The 15494-nt window shown below is 71.6% G+C and carries 18 protein-coding genes; 12 read left to right on the plus strand and 6 right to left on the minus strand.

Features of this window, described 5'->3' with window-relative positions; genetic code table 11:
- Positions 1-96: 96 nt before the first annotated feature.
- Both OG764_RS26660 and OG764_RS26665 read right to left on the minus strand, forming a co-directional pair.
- On the minus strand, positions 97-879 hold the full coding sequence (locus tag OG764_RS26660; protein ID WP_328970962.1) for an ABC transporter permease: 783 nt from the start codon (positions 877-879) through the stop codon (positions 97-99).
- A gap of 76 nt (positions 880-955) precedes the next feature.
- The gene (locus OG764_RS26665; RefSeq protein WP_328970963.1) at positions 956-1882 is read right to left on the minus strand and encodes an ABC transporter ATP-binding protein; all 927 of its coding nucleotides are present in this window, start codon (positions 1880-1882) and stop codon (positions 956-958) included.
- Positions 1883-2110: 228 nt separating this feature from the next.
- Here OG764_RS26665 and OG764_RS26670 point away from each other — a divergent pair, with 228 nt between their 5' ends.
- The 8 genes from OG764_RS26670 (at position 2111) to OG764_RS26705 (ending at position 8708) form a co-directional block, all read left to right on the plus strand.
- Positions 2111-2848 carry a helix-turn-helix transcriptional regulator gene (locus tag OG764_RS26670; protein ID WP_328973182.1) on the plus strand — a complete coding sequence of 246 codons (738 nt, stop codon included), beginning with the start codon at positions 2111-2113 and terminating at the stop codon, positions 2846-2848.
- Entirely contained in the window at positions 2845-4266 is a 1422-nt protein-coding gene (sufB, locus tag OG764_RS26675) for a Fe-S cluster assembly protein SufB (RefSeq protein ID WP_328970964.1), read from the plus strand. The genes OG764_RS26670 and sufB overlap by 4 nt, the downstream gene beginning before the upstream one ends.
- An 85-nt stretch (positions 4267-4351) precedes the next feature.
- Complete coding sequence (sufD, locus tag OG764_RS26680; protein ID WP_328970965.1) at positions 4352-5530, plus strand: Fe-S cluster assembly protein SufD; 1179 nt, start codon at positions 4352-4354, stop codon at positions 5528-5530.
- Positions 5530-5847: a non-heme iron oxygenase ferredoxin subunit gene (locus tag OG764_RS26685; RefSeq protein ID WP_328970966.1), complete on the plus strand. Its 318-nt coding sequence runs from the start codon at positions 5530-5532 to the stop codon at positions 5845-5847. Before sufD ends, OG764_RS26685 begins: the two co-directional genes overlap by 1 nt.
- Before the next feature lie 7 nt (positions 5848-5854).
- Positions 5855-6619 (plus strand): Fe-S cluster assembly ATPase SufC, encoded by a 765-nt coding sequence (gene sufC, locus OG764_RS26690; RefSeq protein WP_328970967.1) that lies wholly within the window; start codon positions 5855-5857, stop codon positions 6617-6619.
- A complete protein-coding gene (locus OG764_RS26695; protein WP_328970968.1) occupies positions 6616-7872 on the plus strand; it encodes a cysteine desulfurase in 1257 nt (418 codons plus the stop codon). The genes sufC and OG764_RS26695 overlap by 4 nt, the downstream gene beginning before the upstream one ends.
- A gap of 30 nt (positions 7873-7902) precedes the next feature.
- A complete protein-coding gene (gene sufU / locus OG764_RS26700; protein WP_328970969.1) occupies positions 7903-8364 on the plus strand; it encodes a Fe-S cluster assembly sulfur transfer protein SufU in 462 nt (153 codons plus the stop codon).
- Positions 8361-8708, plus strand: a complete 348-nt coding sequence (locus tag OG764_RS26705; RefSeq protein ID WP_328970970.1) for a metal-sulfur cluster assembly factor — start codon at positions 8361-8363, stop codon at positions 8706-8708. The genes sufU and OG764_RS26705 overlap by 4 nt, the downstream gene beginning before the upstream one ends.
- Positions 8709-8834: 126 nt before the next feature.
- Here the strand turns inward: OG764_RS26705 and OG764_RS26710 are convergent, their stop codons facing one another.
- The gene (locus OG764_RS26710) at positions 8835-10052 is read right to left on the minus strand and encodes a hypothetical protein (RefSeq protein WP_328970971.1); all 1218 of its coding nucleotides are present in this window, start codon (positions 10050-10052) and stop codon (positions 8835-8837) included.
- A gap of 96 nt (positions 10053-10148) precedes the next feature.
- On the opposite strand from OG764_RS26710, the gene OG764_RS26715 reads away from it, so the two are divergent.
- Together OG764_RS26715 and OG764_RS26720 are read left to right on the plus strand one after the other, a co-directional pair.
- Positions 10149-10469 (plus strand): DMT family transporter, encoded by a 321-nt coding sequence (locus OG764_RS26715; protein ID WP_328970972.1) that lies wholly within the window; start codon positions 10149-10151, stop codon positions 10467-10469.
- Positions 10469-11011 carry a TetR/AcrR family transcriptional regulator gene (locus tag OG764_RS26720; protein ID WP_328970973.1) on the plus strand — a complete coding sequence of 181 codons (543 nt, stop codon included), beginning with the start codon at positions 10469-10471 and terminating at the stop codon, positions 11009-11011. The genes OG764_RS26715 and OG764_RS26720 overlap by 1 nt, the downstream gene beginning before the upstream one ends.
- Before the next feature lie 118 nt (positions 11012-11129).
- Here the strand turns inward: OG764_RS26720 and OG764_RS26725 are convergent, their stop codons facing one another.
- Positions 11130-12008, minus strand: a complete 879-nt coding sequence (locus OG764_RS26725) for a winged helix-turn-helix transcriptional regulator (RefSeq protein ID WP_328970974.1) — start codon at positions 12006-12008, stop codon at positions 11130-11132.
- Between the two features lie 216 nt (positions 12009-12224).
- Between OG764_RS26725 and OG764_RS26730 the strand changes: the two genes are divergently transcribed.
- Positions 12225-13442 carry an MFS transporter gene (locus tag OG764_RS26730; protein ID WP_443056245.1) on the plus strand — a complete coding sequence of 406 codons (1218 nt, stop codon included), beginning with the start codon at positions 12225-12227 and terminating at the stop codon, positions 13440-13442.
- Between the two features lie 9 nt (positions 13443-13451).
- A complete protein-coding gene (gene dapD / locus OG764_RS26735) occupies positions 13452-14429 on the plus strand; it encodes a 2,3,4,5-tetrahydropyridine-2,6-dicarboxylate N-succinyltransferase (RefSeq protein WP_328970975.1) in 978 nt (325 codons plus the stop codon).
- 163 nt (positions 14430-14592) lie between these two features.
- Here the strand turns inward: dapD and OG764_RS26740 are convergent, their stop codons facing one another.
- Positions 14593-14847, minus strand: a complete 255-nt coding sequence (locus tag OG764_RS26740) for a hypothetical protein (protein WP_328970976.1) — start codon at positions 14845-14847, stop codon at positions 14593-14595.
- A gap of 162 nt (positions 14848-15009) precedes the next feature.
- Positions 15010-15468, minus strand: a complete 459-nt coding sequence (locus OG764_RS26745; protein ID WP_328970977.1) for a GNAT family N-acetyltransferase — start codon at positions 15466-15468, stop codon at positions 15010-15012.
- Positions 15469-15494 lie beyond the last annotated feature (26 nt).

The raw sequence follows: 15494 nt of genomic DNA on the forward strand, positions 1-15494 counted from the left end.
GCCGCCCCCTCCCCTCGGTCCCGCCCACCGCTTCCGGCCGGCGCGCCCGCTCGCGGGCGCCGCCAGGTTACGGACGAGTACATCCTCGCGGGAAGGTCACTCCCAGCGGAAGAGCTTCGCGGCCGCGCCCAGGCCCAGGACCGCCCACACGGCGAGGACGGCGAGGTCGCCCCACGGCATCGCGGCGCCGTGCTGGAGCACGTCGCGCAGCCCGTCCGAGAGCGCCGAGATCGGCAGCAGGGCGAGGACGTCGCGGACCGCGTCCGGGAACTTCTCCAGCGGCACGATCACTCCGCCGCCGACCAGCAGGAGCAGGAAGACCAGGTTGGCGGCGGCCAGCGTCACCTCGGCCTTGAGGGTGCCCGCCATCAGCAGGCCGAGCCCGGAGAAGGCGGCGGTGCCCAGCAGGACCAGCGCGGCGACCGACAGCGGGTTCCCCTGGGGGGACCAGCCCAGCGCGAAGGCGATCGCCGTCAGCAGGGCGATCTGCAGCACCTCGGTGACCAGCACGGACAGCGTCTTGGACGCCATCAGGGCCCAGCGCGGCAGCGGCGAGGCGCCGAGCCGCTTGAGCACGCCGTAGCGGCGGTCGAAGCCGGTGGCGATGGCCTGCCCGGTGAAGGCGGTGGACATCACGGCCAGCGCCAGCACGCCGGGGGCGAGGAAGTCCACCCGCTCCTGCGGGCCGCTCTCGCCGCCGGGCAGGCTGATGATGTCGACGGAGGAGAAGAGGACGAGCAGCAGCGCCGGAATGATCACGGTGAGCAGCAGCTGCTCGCCGTTGCGCAGCAGCATCCGGGTCTCCAGCGCGGTCTGCGCGGCGACCATGCGGGACACGGGTGCGGCCCCCGGGCGGGGGGTGAACGTACCGGCGCTCATGCGCGCAGCTCCTTACCGGTGGCGGTCGGCGTCACGGCGGTCGGCGTCGTGACCTTCGGCGTCGTGGCGGTCCGCGTCACGAGCGCAGCTCCCGGCCCGTGAGCTCCAGGAAGACGTCCTCCAGGGTGTGCCGCTCGACGGAGAGGCGGTCGGGCATCACGCCGTGCTGGGCGCACCAGGAGGTGACGGTGGCCAGCAGCTGGGGTCCGACGCTGCCGGTGACCCGGTAGTTGCCGGGGGTGAGCTCGGCGGCCTCGGTGCCGTGCGGCAGGGCCTTGAGCAGGGAGGCGAGGTCGAGGGCGGGGCGGCCGGTGAAGCGCAGGGTGTTCTCGGCGCCGCCGCGGCACAGGCTCTCCGGGGTGCCGTGGGCGATGACCTTGCCCGCGTCGATGACGGCGACCTCGTCGGCCAGCTGCTCGGCCTCGTCCATGTGGTGGGTGGTGAGGACCACGCCGACCCCGTCGGCGCGCAGCTCGCGCACGAGCTCCCAGGTGGCCCGGCGGGCCTGCGGGTCCAGGCCGGCCGTCGGTTCGTCGAGGAAGACCAGCTCGGGGCGGCCCACGACGGCCATGGCGAGCGCGAGGCGCTGCTGCTGGCCGCCGGAGAGCCGGCGGTAGGGGGTGCGCCCGCAGCCGCCGAGGCCGAGGCGCTCGACGAGCGGGGCGATCTCCAGGGGGTGGGCGTACAGCTTCGCCATGTGGGTGAGCATCTCGACGGCGCGGGCGCCGGAGTACACCCCACCGGACTGGAGCATCACGCCGATCCGCGGCCGCAGGGCCTCGGCCTGGGCGAACGGGTCGAGCCCGAGGACGCGCACGGTGCCCGCGTCGGGGCGGCGGTAGCCCTCGGCAGTCTCCACCGTGGTGGTCTTGCCCGCGCCGTTGGGGCCGAGCACCGCGGTCACCGCCGCGGCACGGACGGTGAGGTCCAGCCCGTCCACCGCGGTCTTGGTGCCGTACCGCTTCACCAGTCCGCGGATTTCCACGGCGGGATCGTTGCTCATGCGGGGGAGTCTACGGAGGGCGAGGGGGTGGCAGGTCCCGGGGGCATCGGGCCCGGGGTGACCTGGGCGGGGGGCCCGAAGCCAAACCGGATTGCTTGATTCTGAATTACTCTCCGTCGATTGATTAGGTAACCCTTAGTGATGGATGCCACCCGGAGTGGCGTCCATCACGGCTTGTGGGGTCTCGCTTAATTACGCAACAATGGCGTTGTGAAATACGGCGAACGGATGATCGAGACCCCGCAGGGGGAGCTCGCGCCCGGAGAGCGGTCAACCCGCAACCGGGTCGCGCGGTCGATCCTGGACCACGGTCCCTCGACCGTCGCCGACCTCGCGCAGCGCCTCGGCCTCACCCAGGCCGCCGTACGACGCCACCTCGACACCCTCGTGGCGGACGACGTGGTCGCCGCCCGCGAGCAGCGCGTCTACGGGGCGCGCACCCGGGGCCGGCCCGCGAAGGTCTTCGCGCTCACCGACTGCGGACGCGACGCGTTCGACCAGTCCTACGACTCGCTGGCCACCGACGCCCTGCACTGGATCGCGCAGGCGGCCGGCGGTGGCGAACAGGGGGAGGCGGCCGTCGCCGCCTTCGCCAGGGCCCGGCTGGCCGTACCGGCCGAGACCTACCGGCAGGCCGTCGACGCGGCCGCCCCCGAGGGCCGCACCGAGGCACTGGCCAGGGCGTTGACCGCGGACGGGTACGCTGCTATCGCGAAAAGCGCGCCCGGTCCGCACAGCGGTGAACAGCTCTGCCAGCACCACTGCCCGGTCGCCCACGTTGCCGAGCAGTTCCCGCAGCTGTGCGAGGCGGAGACCGAGGTCTTCTCCCGCCTGCTCGGGACACACGTACAGCGTCTGGCCACGATCGCCCACGGCGACGGAGTGTGCACCACGTTCATTCCGCGCAGCGCCGCACAGGCTCACCCATCAGCATCTGCAAGCACGGCCGGGAGGAACCCCGCATGACTCTCCCCACGGAGACTGCTCACCCCGAACTCGAGGGTCTGGGCAATTACGAGTACGGCTGGGCCGACTCCGACGCGGCCGGCGCCGCCGCCAAGCGCGGGCTCAACGAGGACGTCGTCCGCGACATCTCGGCGAAGAAGAGCGAGCCCGAGTGGATGCTGAACCTGCGCCTGAAGGGTCTGCGCCTGTTCGGCAAGAAGCCCATGCCGACCTGGGGCTCCGACCTCTCCGGCATCGACTTCGACAACATCAAGTACTTCGTGCGCTCCACCGAGAAGCAGGCCGCTTCGTGGGAGGAACTGCCCGAGGACATCAAGAACACGTACGACAAGCTCGGCATCCCCGAGGCGGAGAAGCAGCGCCTCGTCGCCGGTGTCGCGGCCCAGTACGAGTCCGAGGTCGTCTACCACCAGATCCGCGAGGACCTGGAGGAGCAGGGCGTCATCTTCCTCGACACGGACACCGCGCTGAAGGAGCACCCGGAGCTCTTCCAGGAGTACTTCGGCACGGTCATCCCCGTCGGTGACAACAAGTTCGCCTCGCTGAACACCGCGGTGTGGTCGGGCGGATCGTTCATCTACGTCCCGAAGGGTGTCCACGTCGACATCCCGCTGCAGGCCTACTTCCGTATCAACACGGAGAACATGGGCCAGTTCGAGCGGACGCTGATCATCGTCGACGAGGACGCCTACGTCCACTACGTCGAGGGCTGCACCGCCCCGATCTACTCCTCGGACTCGCTGCACAGCGCCGTGGTCGAGATCATCGTGAAGAAGGGCGGCCGCTGCCGCTACACGACGATCCAGAACTGGTCGAACAACGTCTACAACCTGGTCACCAAGCGCGCCGTGGCGTACGAGGGCGCGACCATGGAGTGGATCGACGGCAACATCGGTTCCAAGGTCACCATGAAGTACCCGGCCGTCTACCTGATGGGCGAGCACGCCAAGGGCGAGACCCTCTCCATCGCCTTCGCGGGCGAGGGCCAGCACCAGGACGCCGGCTCCAAGATGGTCCACATGGCGCCGAACACCTCCTCGAACATCGTCTCCAAGTCGGTGGCCCGAGGCGGGGGCCGCACCTCGTACCGCGGCCTGGTCGAGATCGGCGAGGGTGCGCACGGCTCCAAGTCCAACGTGCTCTGTGACGCGCTCCTGGTCGACACCATCTCCCGCTCGGACACGTACCCCTACGTGGACGTCCGCGAGGACGACGTGACGATGGGCCACGAGGCGACCGTCTCCAAGGTCTCCGACGACCAGCTCTTCTACCTGATGGCCCGCGGCCTCACCGAGTTCGAGGCCATGGCCATGATCGTGCGCGGCTTCGTGGAGCCGATCGCGAAGGAGCTGCCCATGGAGTACGCGCTGGAGCTCAACCGGCTGATCGAGCTGCAGATGGAGGGCTCCGTCGGCTGACGCCGACCCGCCCGACCCGACCGCAGCACCGCGGCATTCTTCGACGTACGCAGTGCTTTTTAAGAGAGTGAGCAACACGACAGCCATGGCTGAGGCTCAGAACATTCCGGCGGGATCGACCACCGCCGGCGCGATCGCGGTGGCCGCCGAGTCCACCGTCGCCACCCGGATGAGCGCGCCCCCGTCCTTCGACGTGGCGGACTTCCCCGTGCCGCACGGCCGCGAGGAGGAGTGGCGCTTCACTCCGCTGGAGCGGCTGCGCGGGCTGCACGACGGCACCGCCATCGCGAACGGGTCGATGAAGGCCCAGATCGACGCCCCCGAAGGGGTCACCGTCGAGTCGGTGGACCGCGGCGACGAGCGCATCGGCAAGGCCGGCACGCCCGTCGACCGGATCGCCGCCCAGGCCTTCTCGTCGTTCGCCAAGGCCACGGTCGTCACCGTGCCCAAGGAGACCGTCCTCACCGAGCCCGTGCGCGTCTCGCTGCACGGCGAGGGCGGCACCACCTTCGGCCACACCGTCTTCGACGTGCAGGCCTTCGCCGAGGCGATCATCGTGATCGACCACACCGGCGACGGCGTGCGCGCCGCCAACGTGGACTTCCTCATCGGCGACGGCGCCAAGGTCACCGTCGTGTCGGTGCAGGACTGGGACGACACCGCCGTCCACTGCTCCCAGCACAACGCCCTGGTCGGCCGCGACGCCAGCTTCAAGTCCGTCGTCGTCACCTTCGGCGGCGACCTGGTGCGCCTGCACCCGCGCGTCAGCTACGCGGGCCCCGGCGGCGAGGCCGAACTGCTCGGCGTCTACTTCACCGACGCCAAGCAGCACCAGGAGCACCGCCTCCTGGTCACCCACGACGCCCCGCACTGCAAGTCCCACGTGGTCTACAAGGGCGCGCTCCAGGGCGAAGGCGCGCACGCGGTGTGGATCGGCGACGTCCTCATCCAGAAGACCGCCGAGGGCACCGACACGTACGAGATGAACCGCAACCTCGTCCTCACGGACGGCGCGCGGGTCGACTCGGTCCCGAACCTGGAGATCGAGACCGGCGAGATCGCCGGCGCCGGCCACGCCTCGGCGACCGGCCGCTTCGACGACGAGCAGCTGTTCTACCTGCAGGCCCGCGGCATCCCGGCCGACGAGGCCCGCCGCCTGGTCGTGCGCGGCTTCTTCGCCGAGCTCGTTCAGCAGATCGGCGTCCAGGACATCGAGGACCGCCTGATCTCCAAGATCGAGGCCGAGCTGGAAGCGTCCGTCTGATGACGTACGTGAAGGCCTGTGCGCTGAGTGAACTGACCGAGGACACCCCGAAGCGGGTGGAGCTCGACGGTACGCCGGTGTCCATCGTCTCCACCGAGGGGGAGGTGTTCGCGATCCACGACATCTGCTCGCACGCGAACGTCTCGCTCTCGGAGGGCGAGGTCGAGGACTGCCAGATCGAATGCTGGCTCCACGGCTCCGCCTTCGACCTGCGCACCGGCAAGCCGTCCGGACTTCCCGCGACGCGCCCCGTCCCCGTTTACCCCGTAAAGATCGAAGGGGACGACGTGCTCGTCTCCCTCACCCAGGAGTCCTGAGGCATCCATGGCTACGCTTGAAATCCACGACCTGCACGTCTCCGTCGAGGCCGAAAACGGTGCCCGCGAGATCCTCAAGGGCGTCGACCTCACCGTCAAGCAGGGTGAGACGCACGCCATCATGGGTCCGAACGGCTCCGGCAAGTCCACCCTGGCGTACTCGCTCGCCGGTCACCCGAAGTACACCATCACCGGTGGCACCGTGACCCTCGACGGCGAGGACGTCCTGGAGATGTCCGTCGACGAGCGCGCCCGCGCCGGTGTCTTCCTCGCCATGCAGTACCCGGTCGAGGTCCCCGGCGTCTCGGTCTCCAACTTCCTGCGGACCTCGGCCACGGCCGTCCGCGGCGAAGCCCCCAAGCTGCGGCTGTGGGTGAAGGAGGTCAAGGAGACCATGGAGCGTCTCCAGATGGACCCGGCCTTCGCCGAGCGCAACGTCAACGAGGGCTTCTCCGGCGGTGAGAAGAAGCGCCACGAGATCCTCCAGCTGGAGCTCCTCAAGCCGAAGATCGCGATCCTCGACGAGACCGACTCCGGCCTCGACGTCGACGCGCTGCGCATCGTCTCCGAGGGCGTCAACCGGGTCCGCGAGACCGGCGAGGTCGGCACCCTGCTGATCACGCACTACACGCGCATCCTGCGCTACATCAAGCCCGACTTCGTGCACGTCTTCGCGAACGGCCGCATCGCCGAGTCCGGCGGCGCCGAGCTCGCCGACCAGCTGGAGGCCGAGGGCTACGACAAGTACGTGAAGGGTGGCGCGACCGCGTGACACAGCTGCCCGGCCTCCTCGACATCGAGGCGATCCGCAAGGACTTCCCCCTGCTGGATCGTGTGGTCCACGACGGGAAGAAGATCGTTTATCTGGACAACGCGGCGACCTCGCAGAAGCCGCGCCAGGTGCTCGACGCGCTGAACGAGTACTACGAGCAGCACAACGCCAACGTCCACCGCGGCGTGCACGTGCTCGCCGAGGAGGCCACGGCGCTGTACGAGGGCGCCCGCGACAAGGTCGCCGCCTTCATCAACGCGCCGAGCCGCGACGAGGTGATCTTCACCAAGAACGCCTCGGAGTCGCTCAACCTGGTCGCGAACATGCTCGGTTGGGCGGACGAGCCCTACCGGGTCGACCGCGAGACCGAGATCGCCATCACGGAGATGGAGCACCACTCCAACATCGTGCCGTGGCAGCTGCTCGCGCAGCGCACCGGCGCGAAGCTGAAGTGGTTCGGCCTCACCGACGACGGCCGGCTCGACCTGTCCAACATCGAAGAGGTCATCACGGAGAAGACGAAGATCGTCTCCTTCACGCTGGTCTCCAACATCATGGGCACGGTCAACCCGGTCGAGGCGATCGTCCGGCGCGCCCAGGACGTCGGCGCGCTCGTGCTGATCGACGCCTCGCAGGCCGCTCCGCACATGCCGCTGGACGTGCAGGCGCTCGGCGCCGACTTCGTGGCCTTCACCGGCCACAAGATGTGCGGCCCGACCGGCATCGGCGTCCTCTGGGGCCGCCAGGAGCTGCTGGAGGACCTGCCCCCGTTCCTCGGCGGCGGCGAGATGATCGAGACCGTGTCGATGCACGCCTCGACGTACGCTCCGGCGCCCCACAAGTTCGAGGCGGGTACGCCCCCGATCGCGCAGGCCGTCGGCCTCGGCGCGGCCGTGGACTACCTCACCGCGATCGGCATGGACAAGATCGCCGCGCACGAGCACGCGATCACCGAGTACGCCGTCAAGCGCCTCCTGGAGGTCCCCGACCTGCGGATCATCGGCCCCACCACGGCCGAGGACCGCGGCGCGGCGATCTCCTTCACGCTGGGCGACATCCACCCGCACGACGTGGGCCAGGTACTGGACGAGCAGGGCATCGCGGTCCGCGTGGGACACCACTGCGCGCGCCCGGTCTGCCTGCGGTACGGAATTCCTGCGACCACTCGGGCGTCGTTCTACCTGTACTCCTCTCCCGCCGAGGTCGACGCACTGATCGACGGGCTGGAGCACGTACGGAACTTCTTCGGATAACGAGGACGACGAGGGGCGACGAGGGCCGCTGTGAAGCTGGATTCGATGTACCAGGAACTGATCCTGGACCACTACAAGCACCCGCACGGGCGCGGTCTGCGCGACGGCGACGCCGAGGTGCACCACGTCAACCCGACGTGCGGTGACGAGATCACGCTGCGCGTGAAGTACGACGGGGAGACGCTGACCGACGTCTCCTACGAGGGCCAGGGCTGCTCCATCAGCCAGGCCAGCGCGTCCGTACTGAACGAGCTGCTCGTCGGCAAGGACCTGGCCGAGGCGCAGAAGATCCAGGGCGTGTTCCTGGAGATGATGCAGTCGAAGGGCAAGATCGAGCCCGACGAGGCCATGGAGGAGGTGCTGGAGGACGCGGTCGCGTTCGTCGGCGTCTCCAAGTACCCGGCTCGCGTGAAGTGTGCTCTGCTGAGCTGGATGGCCTGGAAGGACGCGACCGCCCAGGTTCTGGGCGACGCCGAGAGGAAGACGGCATGACCGAGAACGCAACGCCGGAGGCGACCATCAAGCCGGCCACCGAGGAAGAGGTCCGCGAGGCCCTCTACGACGTGGTCGACCCGGAGCTGGGCATCGACGTCGTCAACCTGGGCCTGATCTACGGGATCCACATCGACGACGCGAACATCGCCACCCTCGACATGACCCTGACCTCGGCGGCCTGCCCGCTGACGGACGTCATCGAGGACCAGGCGAAGTCGGCCACCGACGGCATCGTCAGCGAGCTGCGCATCAACTGGGTCTGGATGCCCCCGTGGGGCCCGGACAAGATCACCGACGACGGTCGCGAACAACTCCGCGCCCTCGGCTTCAACGTCGGCTGACACCGGCGGATCCGGCCGGCAACGGCCGGCCAGGCCTGCAAAGGCCGAGGCACACCCGTGCACACCAGGGCCCCGGGCATCCGCCCGGGGCCTTTGGCGTGCGCTGTCCGTCCCGCGCCGCCTGGTTCACGGTCGGTCGGTGGGTCCCGGCGCGCCGTACGGACCAGGCTGACCCGCCGGTCCTCCCTGACCCGTCCGGCCGGGCGGTCCGTACGGGCTCTGCGGTCCGTACGGCCCCTGCGGTCCCGGTACGCCGTGCGGGCCCTGCGGTGCGGGCGGGCCCGAGGGCGGGAAGTTCGCCGCGAGGAGGCTGCCGGCGAGGTCCTCGCGGCGCAGCCGCCGGTCCACGTACACCAGGCCGGAGACCAACTGCACGAAGCCGATCTGGAACACCTGGCTGACGACCGTGCCCAGCAGCAGGCAGCCCGCGTACAGGACGAACCCGCCGATCATCCCGGCGGTGGGCGCGCTGTCGCCGGAGCCTTCGAGCATGGCCGGGATCAGTCCGAGGAAGCCGACGAAGACGAACGGCAGCTGGATCAGGTACGACAGGATCGCCGCGACCAGCCCGGCGAGCAGGAACGTGCCGAACGCGCGCCACCAGGCGCCCCGGACCAGGTGCGCGGAGCGCCGCAGCGCCGTGACCGGCCCCAGCGCCTCGCAGACCGAGGCGGCCGGCGCCAGGCTGAGGCGGACCCCCAGCCAGGTGCTCACCGGGGCGGCCGCCAGGACGAACAGCGGGAACAGCACGACGAGCCCGGACGCGTCCTCCCCGCCGCCCGCGCCCGCCGCGAGGGCCGCCGTGGCGGCGGCCAGGGCGACGGCCGCCGCCATCGGTGCGCCGACGATCAGGCCGGTGAGGACGAACGTGCCCACCACCGACGGGAGCCGCGACCAGGTGCGGCGCCACATCGCGCGGAACGGCGTCGGGCGGCCGAGCACCGCCTCCTGGAGGACCGCCGGGGCGAGGGTGGCGGCCACGGCCATGCCCAGCAGCATCACGAGCAGCGCGAGCGCGCCGAGCGGGACGGCGGCGGCCAGCACCCGGCGGGCGTGCTCGGCGGACGGGTCGTCGCCGTACGTGGTGTCCAGCAGGATCGAGAGGTCCTCGTGGACGGCGGCGTACGCGATGCCGCTGCCGACGGCCAGCACCAGGATGCCGAGGGCCTGGGTGGCCAGGGTGATGCCGAACAGCGTCTTCCAGTAGCGGCCGATGGTGCTGAAGGCGCCGCCGATCATCTCGCCGATGCCGAGCGGCCGCAGCGGCACGACCCCCGGTTGCGGCGGCAGCGGCGGAAGCCACCCGCCCCACGGCTGCGGGCCCCACCCCGTGTTCTGCGTCATCTGCACTCCGTACCGAGTCCCGTCCCCTGATGGAAGGCACACCGTATCCCGCGCCGTTGTGTACGGTCGTACGCATCGTTGTGTACGGTGGTACACATGCCCTACGCGCTCCTCGCCGCCGCCATAGCGGCGGAAGTCGCCGGAACCACCGCCATGAAGTACAGCGACGGATTCACCCGGCTGTGGCCGTCGCTCGGCACGCTGCTCGGCTACGTCATCGCCTTCACCCTGCTCGCCCAGACCCTGAAGTCGATGTCGGTCGGCACCGCCTACGCGATCTGGGCCGGCGTCGGCACCGCCGCCATCGCCGCGATCGGCATGATCTTCCTCGGGGAGGCGGCCAGTGCCGCCAAACTGGCCGGGATCGCCCTGGTGATCGGCGGGGTCGTGCTCCTGAACCTGGGGGGCGCGCACTGATGGCCGGCGCCCGCCGCCACGACCCCGAGCGCCGCTCCCGGATCATCGACGCGGCGATCCGGGTGGTGGGGGCGAAGGGCATCGCGGGGCTGAGCCACCGCTCGGTCGCGGCCGAGGCGGACGTCCCGCTGGGCTCGACCACCTACCACTTCGCCACCCTCGACGAACTCCTCGTCGCGGCGCTGCGGCGGACGAACGAGGGTTTCACCCGGCGCGCGGCCGCCTACCGGCACGCGGCCGCCCCCGGCGCCGGCCTCGCCGAGGTGCTGGCCCGGCTGCTGGGGGAGTGGCTCGTCGGCGACCGGCCGGCGGCGGAACTGGAGTACGAGCTCTACCTCGCCGCGCTGCGCCGGCCGGCCCTGCGCCCGGTGGCCGCCGAGTGGTACGAGGCGATGGAACGGCTGCTCGCGGACCGCACCGACCCCGGCACCGCCCGGGCGCTGGTGGCCGCCATGGACGGGATCTGCCTCCAGGTGCTGCTCACGGGAGCGCCGTACGACGAGGCCTGGGCGCGGGACACGCTCGCCCGGCTGCTGCCCTGAGCCGCCCGGCTGCTGCCCTGAGCCGCCGGGCTCCTGCGCTGAGCCGCCGGGCTCCTGCGCTGAGGCTCGGGGGCTGCCGCCCCGAGCCTCCGGGCCGCGTCCCCGCCGCGGTGGCGGCCTAATCGCGCGCGGTGCCGAGTGATGCCAGCGCCGCCGTGACGCTCGCCGCGATGTCCTGGACCGGATAGAAGACCTCGCGGATCCGACGGTCCCGGTCCACCACCAGGGTGAGCCGCTTGAGCCGGCTCACCCCCGCCGCCCGGAAGGTGGGCAGCCGCAGCGCCGCCGTCAGCCCCAGGTCCGCGTCCGACAGCAGCGGGAAGCCCAGGCCCTCCGCGCGGGCGAACTCCCGCTGCTCGTCCGGCCGCTGGGTGGACACCCCGGTCACCGTCGCGCCCGCCGCCGTGAACTCCGCCAGCCGGTCCCGGTAGGTGCACGACTCCAGGGTGCAGCCGCGGGCCCCCGGGATGGCGGCCCAGCCCGGCGGGTACGCCTCGGCCCGTGCGTACGCTCCCGGGAAGCAGTACAGGACCGTGTGCGCGGTGTCCGCGACGGGATCGCGCAACTCCCCGTCCTGGTCCGGCAGCAGCAGGTCCGGCAGCCGGGTGCCCGCCAGCGCGTGCACCCGCTCGGCCTCCCGCGATGCCTCCGCGGCCGTCGCCGTGGTCTCGCCCTCGCCCAGCACCCACGTGTCGCCCCAGTCCTGGAGCGCCACCAGGACGGGCAGCAACGCCCGGCCGCGCGCGGTCAGCCGGTACGCGTGCCGCACCGGGCGTTCCTGGTAGGGCTCGCGGGTGAGCACCCCGGCGTCCACGAGGAGCTTCAGCCGCTCCGTGAGCACCTTGCGGGAGACGCCCAGCTCCCGCTGGAACTCCTCGAACCGGGACAGCCCGCGGGCCGCGTCGCGGACGACCAGCAGGGTCCACCAGTCGCCCACGACGTCGAGCGCCTGGGCGATGGCGCAGTCGGCGTCACCGAGGCCGGTGCGCTGGGGCATCTCCCGGCTCCCTTCGGCGGGGCGGGCGCTGCTCGGGGACTGTCATGAGCCCATGGTAGGTTGCCGGCACGAGTGAGTTCCCAAAAGGAACTGACTAAGTACGCGTACGGGGGGTCGTTCGTGCCGAAGGGGTCCAAGGAAGTACCGCACGAGTCCGGGCAAGTGGCGCGCGAGTCCGGGCAAGTGCCGCACGGCTCGAAGGGCGCACCGCTCGGGCTGAAGGACGTGCCGAAGGCGGTGTGGCTGCTCGCGGGCGGGGTGTTCGTCAACGCGGTCGTCAGCTTCACCTTCGTCTTCGTCTTCGTGTACCTGACCGGGCCGCGCGGCCTGGGCACCGCCGAGGCGGGCCTGGTCACCGGCATCGGAGGAGTCGGCCTGGTCGCCGGCAACTTCACCGGCGGCTGGTTCGGCGACCGGCACGGCCACCGCCGGGTGCTGCTCGCGGCCTCCGCGGTCGGCGGCGCGGTGCTGCTCTGCCTGCCGCTGGTGCCCACCCCGCTCCTGTACGCCGTCCTGCCCGCCGCCCAGTACGCCTCGGGCGTGGTCCGCGCCGCGAACGCCGCCCTGGTCGCCGTGACCGTCCCCGAAGGCGCCCGCCGCCAGGCCTTCGCCGTCATCCGCTGCGCCTCCAACGGCGGCTTCACCATCGGCCCGCCGCTCGGCGCCCTCCTCGCCACCGGCCTGTCGTACGACTGGCTCTTCGTCGGCGACGGCCTGGGCACGCTCTTCTTCGCCCTGTGGACCGCCCGCGTCGTCCCGGCGCGCGGCGCCGCCCGGAGCGCCGCGGCCCCGGACGGGGGTCGGGGCCGCGGCCTCCGGCGCGAACTGCGGGCCCGGCCCGCCGTGCTCGTCCTGCTCGGCGCGATCGTCGTCATCGACATCGTCTACCGCCAGCAGTACTCGACCTTCCCCGTCTTCCTCGCCGACCACGGCATCGGCACCCGGGCCTTCGGCCTGATCGTCGCGATCAACGGCGGGGTCATCCTGCTGCTCGAACTCCCCGCCGCCCTCACCCTGCGCAACCGGCCCGCCCTCGGCGTCATCGGCACCGGGCTGGTTCTGGTCGGCGCCGGATACGGCATGCTGCTCCTCGGCGTCGGCATCGCCACCACCGTCGCCATGATGGTCCTGCTCAGCCTCGGCGAGATCCTCTACAAGACCACCGCCACCGCGTACATGGCCGACGAGGCGCCCGCCCACGCGGTCGGCGGCTTCCAGAGCCTGTACGCCGGGGTCTCCGTGGTCGGTGTCGTCCTCGGCCCGCCCCTGGGCGGCGCCCTGTACGCGACCGCCCCCGGACTGCTGTGGCCGCTGTGCGCGCTGCTGGGCGGCGCGGCCGGCGCGACCGTGCTGTACGCGGGCCGCCGGACCCGCCGGCCCGCGGCGCGACCGGCACATGAGACCGGTTCGCCCGCAGCGGCCGTCGCCGGTTAGCGTTCGGGCATGACTACGCGTACCACCGGCGCCGTCGCCGCCGGACTTGCCACCATCACCGCCGACGGCACCGTCCTCGACACCTGGTTCCCCGCCCCCGAGCTGGTCGCGGAGGCCGGCCCGGCCGGCACCGAGCGGCTCACCGCCGAGCAGGCCGTCGAGCTCCTCGGCGAGGCCGCGCCCAAGGCCCTGGGCCCGGACGCGCGCCGGGGCGTCGAGGTGGTCGCCGTCCGCACCGTCATCTCCTCGCTCGACGACAAGCCGCTGGACGCGCACGACGCCTACCTGCGCCTGCACCTGCTCAGCCACCGTCTCGTCAAGCCGCACGGCCAGAACCTCGACGGCGTCTTCGGCCTCCTCGCCAACGTGGCCTGGACCTCGCTGGGCCCGGTCGCCGTCGACCAGGTCGAGACCGTCCGCCTCAACGCGCGCGCCGAGGGCCTGCACCTCCAGGTCACCTCGATCGACAAGTTCCCGCGGATGACCGACTACGTCGCCCCCAAGGGCGTGCGCATCGCCGACGCCGACCGCGTCCGCCTCGGCGCGCACCTCGCCGAGGGCACCACCGTCATGCACGAGGGCTTCGTCAACTTCAACGCCGGCACCCTCGGCACCTCCATGGTCGAGGGCCGGATCTCCGCCGGCGTCGTCGTCGGCAACGGCTCCGACATCGGCGGCGGCGCCTCCACCATGGGCACCCTGTCCGGCGGCGGCAAGCAGATCATCGCCATCGGCGAGCGCTGCCTGCTCGGCGCCGAGTCCGGCATCGGCATCGCGCTCGGCGACGAGTGCATCGTCGAAGCCGGCCTGTACGTGACCGCGGGCACCCGCGTCAGCCTCCCGGACGGCCAGGTCGTCAAGGCCCTGGAGCTCTCCGGCGCGAGCAACATCCTCTTCCGCCGCAACTCCATCACGGGCGCCGTCGAGGCCCGCCCGAACAACGCGGTCTGGGGCGGCCTCAACGACGTCCTGCACAGCCACAACTGAGCCGGCGCGCCCCCGGCGCCCGCCCTGCGACGTGCGACAGCCCGCCGACCGGACTCCGGTCGGCGGGCTGTCGCACATCACGGGGCGGGGCAGCGCCCGTGGGGAGGGGCCCGACGGGTCGGACCGCGACTCAGGGGGGGGGCTCAGTCCGGGGGGATGGGGCTCAGTTCAGGGGGATGGTGCGCACCAGGCCCGCGAAGGCCTCCTGCTCCTCCGGAGTCAGCTGGACCCGCTCCATCGGATGCCCGGCCGCGCTGCGCTGCGCCGGGATGACGGCCAGACCCTCGTACGCACCCGGTTCCGGGTGGTGGAAGCGGCTGTCCCACAGCATGTGGCCGAGGCCGAGCACCCAGACCAGGGCGGCCACCAGCAGGACGCCGAGGCCTATCTGCTGAGCCAGTGAGATGGAGGTGAACACGCGGTCCTCCAGGCGGGGAGCGGGGCACAATCATTCGGGCGTGGGGACACTCAACACCACAACCGGCCCAAAACGCCGGTCGTTGTGGCGAGGATCACGCTAGTGCCGAAAGTCCCGACTTGGCCCGGGAACGCCCTTTTGGGGACTCCCGCGGGGACCGGCTCAGTCGCCGAGCGGCAGCTTGAAGCCCTCGTGGCTGCGCGCGTACCCGAGCGACTCGTAGAAACGGTGCGCGTCGGAGCGCCGCTTGTTGCTGGTCAGCTGGAGCAGTGCGCAGCCGCGCCGCCGGGCCCGCTCCGTGGCCCGCGCCATCAGCTCCCGGCCCAGACCGCCGCCGCGCCGGTCGGCCCGGACCCGGACCGCCTCGGCCAGCGCGCGCTCGGCGCCGCCCTGGCCCAGCCCGGGGATGTACGTCAGTTGCAGGCAGCCGAGCACGGCGCCGTCCGGATCCGCCTCGGTCAGCACCAGTACTTCGTTGCGCGGATCGCGCTCGATGTCGGCGAAGGCCCGCTCGTGCGCCTCGCCGACCACGATCGAGGCCGGGTCGACGACCCGCTCCTCGTCGGCCAGCAGGGCGAGGACCGCGGGCAGGTCCGCGCGGACGGCAACTCGGAAGATCATGGCCGAAGTGTGGCAGGGTGCCCGGC

The sequence above is a fragment of the Streptomyces sp. NBC_00239 genome (assembly GCF_036194065.1).
GTDB lineage: Bacteria > Actinomycetota > Actinomycetes > Streptomycetales > Streptomycetaceae > Streptomyces.

Coding starts and splice junctions, on each gene's coding strand:
- OG764_RS26660 (WP_328970962.1), bottom strand. CDS start 879: ATGAGCGCCGGTACGTTCACCCCCCGCCCGGGGGCCGCACCCGTGTCC.
- OG764_RS26665 (WP_328970963.1), bottom strand. CDS start 1,882: ATGAGCAACGATCCCGCCGTGGAAATCCGCGGACTGGTGAAGCGGTAC.
- OG764_RS26670 (WP_328973182.1), top strand. CDS start 2,111: ATGATCGAGACCCCGCAGGGGGAGCTCGCGCCCGGAGAGCGGTCAACC.
- sufB (WP_328970964.1), top strand. CDS start 2,845: ATGACTCTCCCCACGGAGACTGCTCACCCCGAACTCGAGGGTCTGGGC.
- sufD (WP_328970965.1), top strand. CDS start 4,352: ATGGCTGAGGCTCAGAACATTCCGGCGGGATCGACCACCGCCGGCGCG.
- OG764_RS26685 (WP_328970966.1), top strand. CDS start 5,530: ATGACGTACGTGAAGGCCTGTGCGCTGAGTGAACTGACCGAGGACACC.
- sufC (WP_328970967.1), top strand. CDS start 5,855: ATGGCTACGCTTGAAATCCACGACCTGCACGTCTCCGTCGAGGCCGAA.
- OG764_RS26705 (WP_328970970.1), top strand. CDS start 8,361: ATGACCGAGAACGCAACGCCGGAGGCGACCATCAAGCCGGCCACCGAG.
- OG764_RS26710 (WP_328970971.1), bottom strand. CDS start 10,052: ATGACGCAGAACACGGGGTGGGGCCCGCAGCCGTGGGGCGGGTGGCTT.
- OG764_RS26715 (WP_328970972.1), top strand. CDS start 10,149: ATGCCCTACGCGCTCCTCGCCGCCGCCATAGCGGCGGAAGTCGCCGGA.
- OG764_RS26720 (WP_328970973.1), top strand. CDS start 10,469: ATGGCCGGCGCCCGCCGCCACGACCCCGAGCGCCGCTCCCGGATCATC.
- OG764_RS26725 (WP_328970974.1), bottom strand. CDS start 12,008: ATGCCCCAGCGCACCGGCCTCGGTGACGCCGACTGCGCCATCGCCCAG.
- dapD (WP_328970975.1), top strand. CDS start 13,452: ATGACTACGCGTACCACCGGCGCCGTCGCCGCCGGACTTGCCACCATC.
- OG764_RS26745 (WP_328970977.1), bottom strand. CDS start 15,468: ATGATCTTCCGAGTTGCCGTCCGCGCGGACCTGCCCGCGGTCCTCGCC.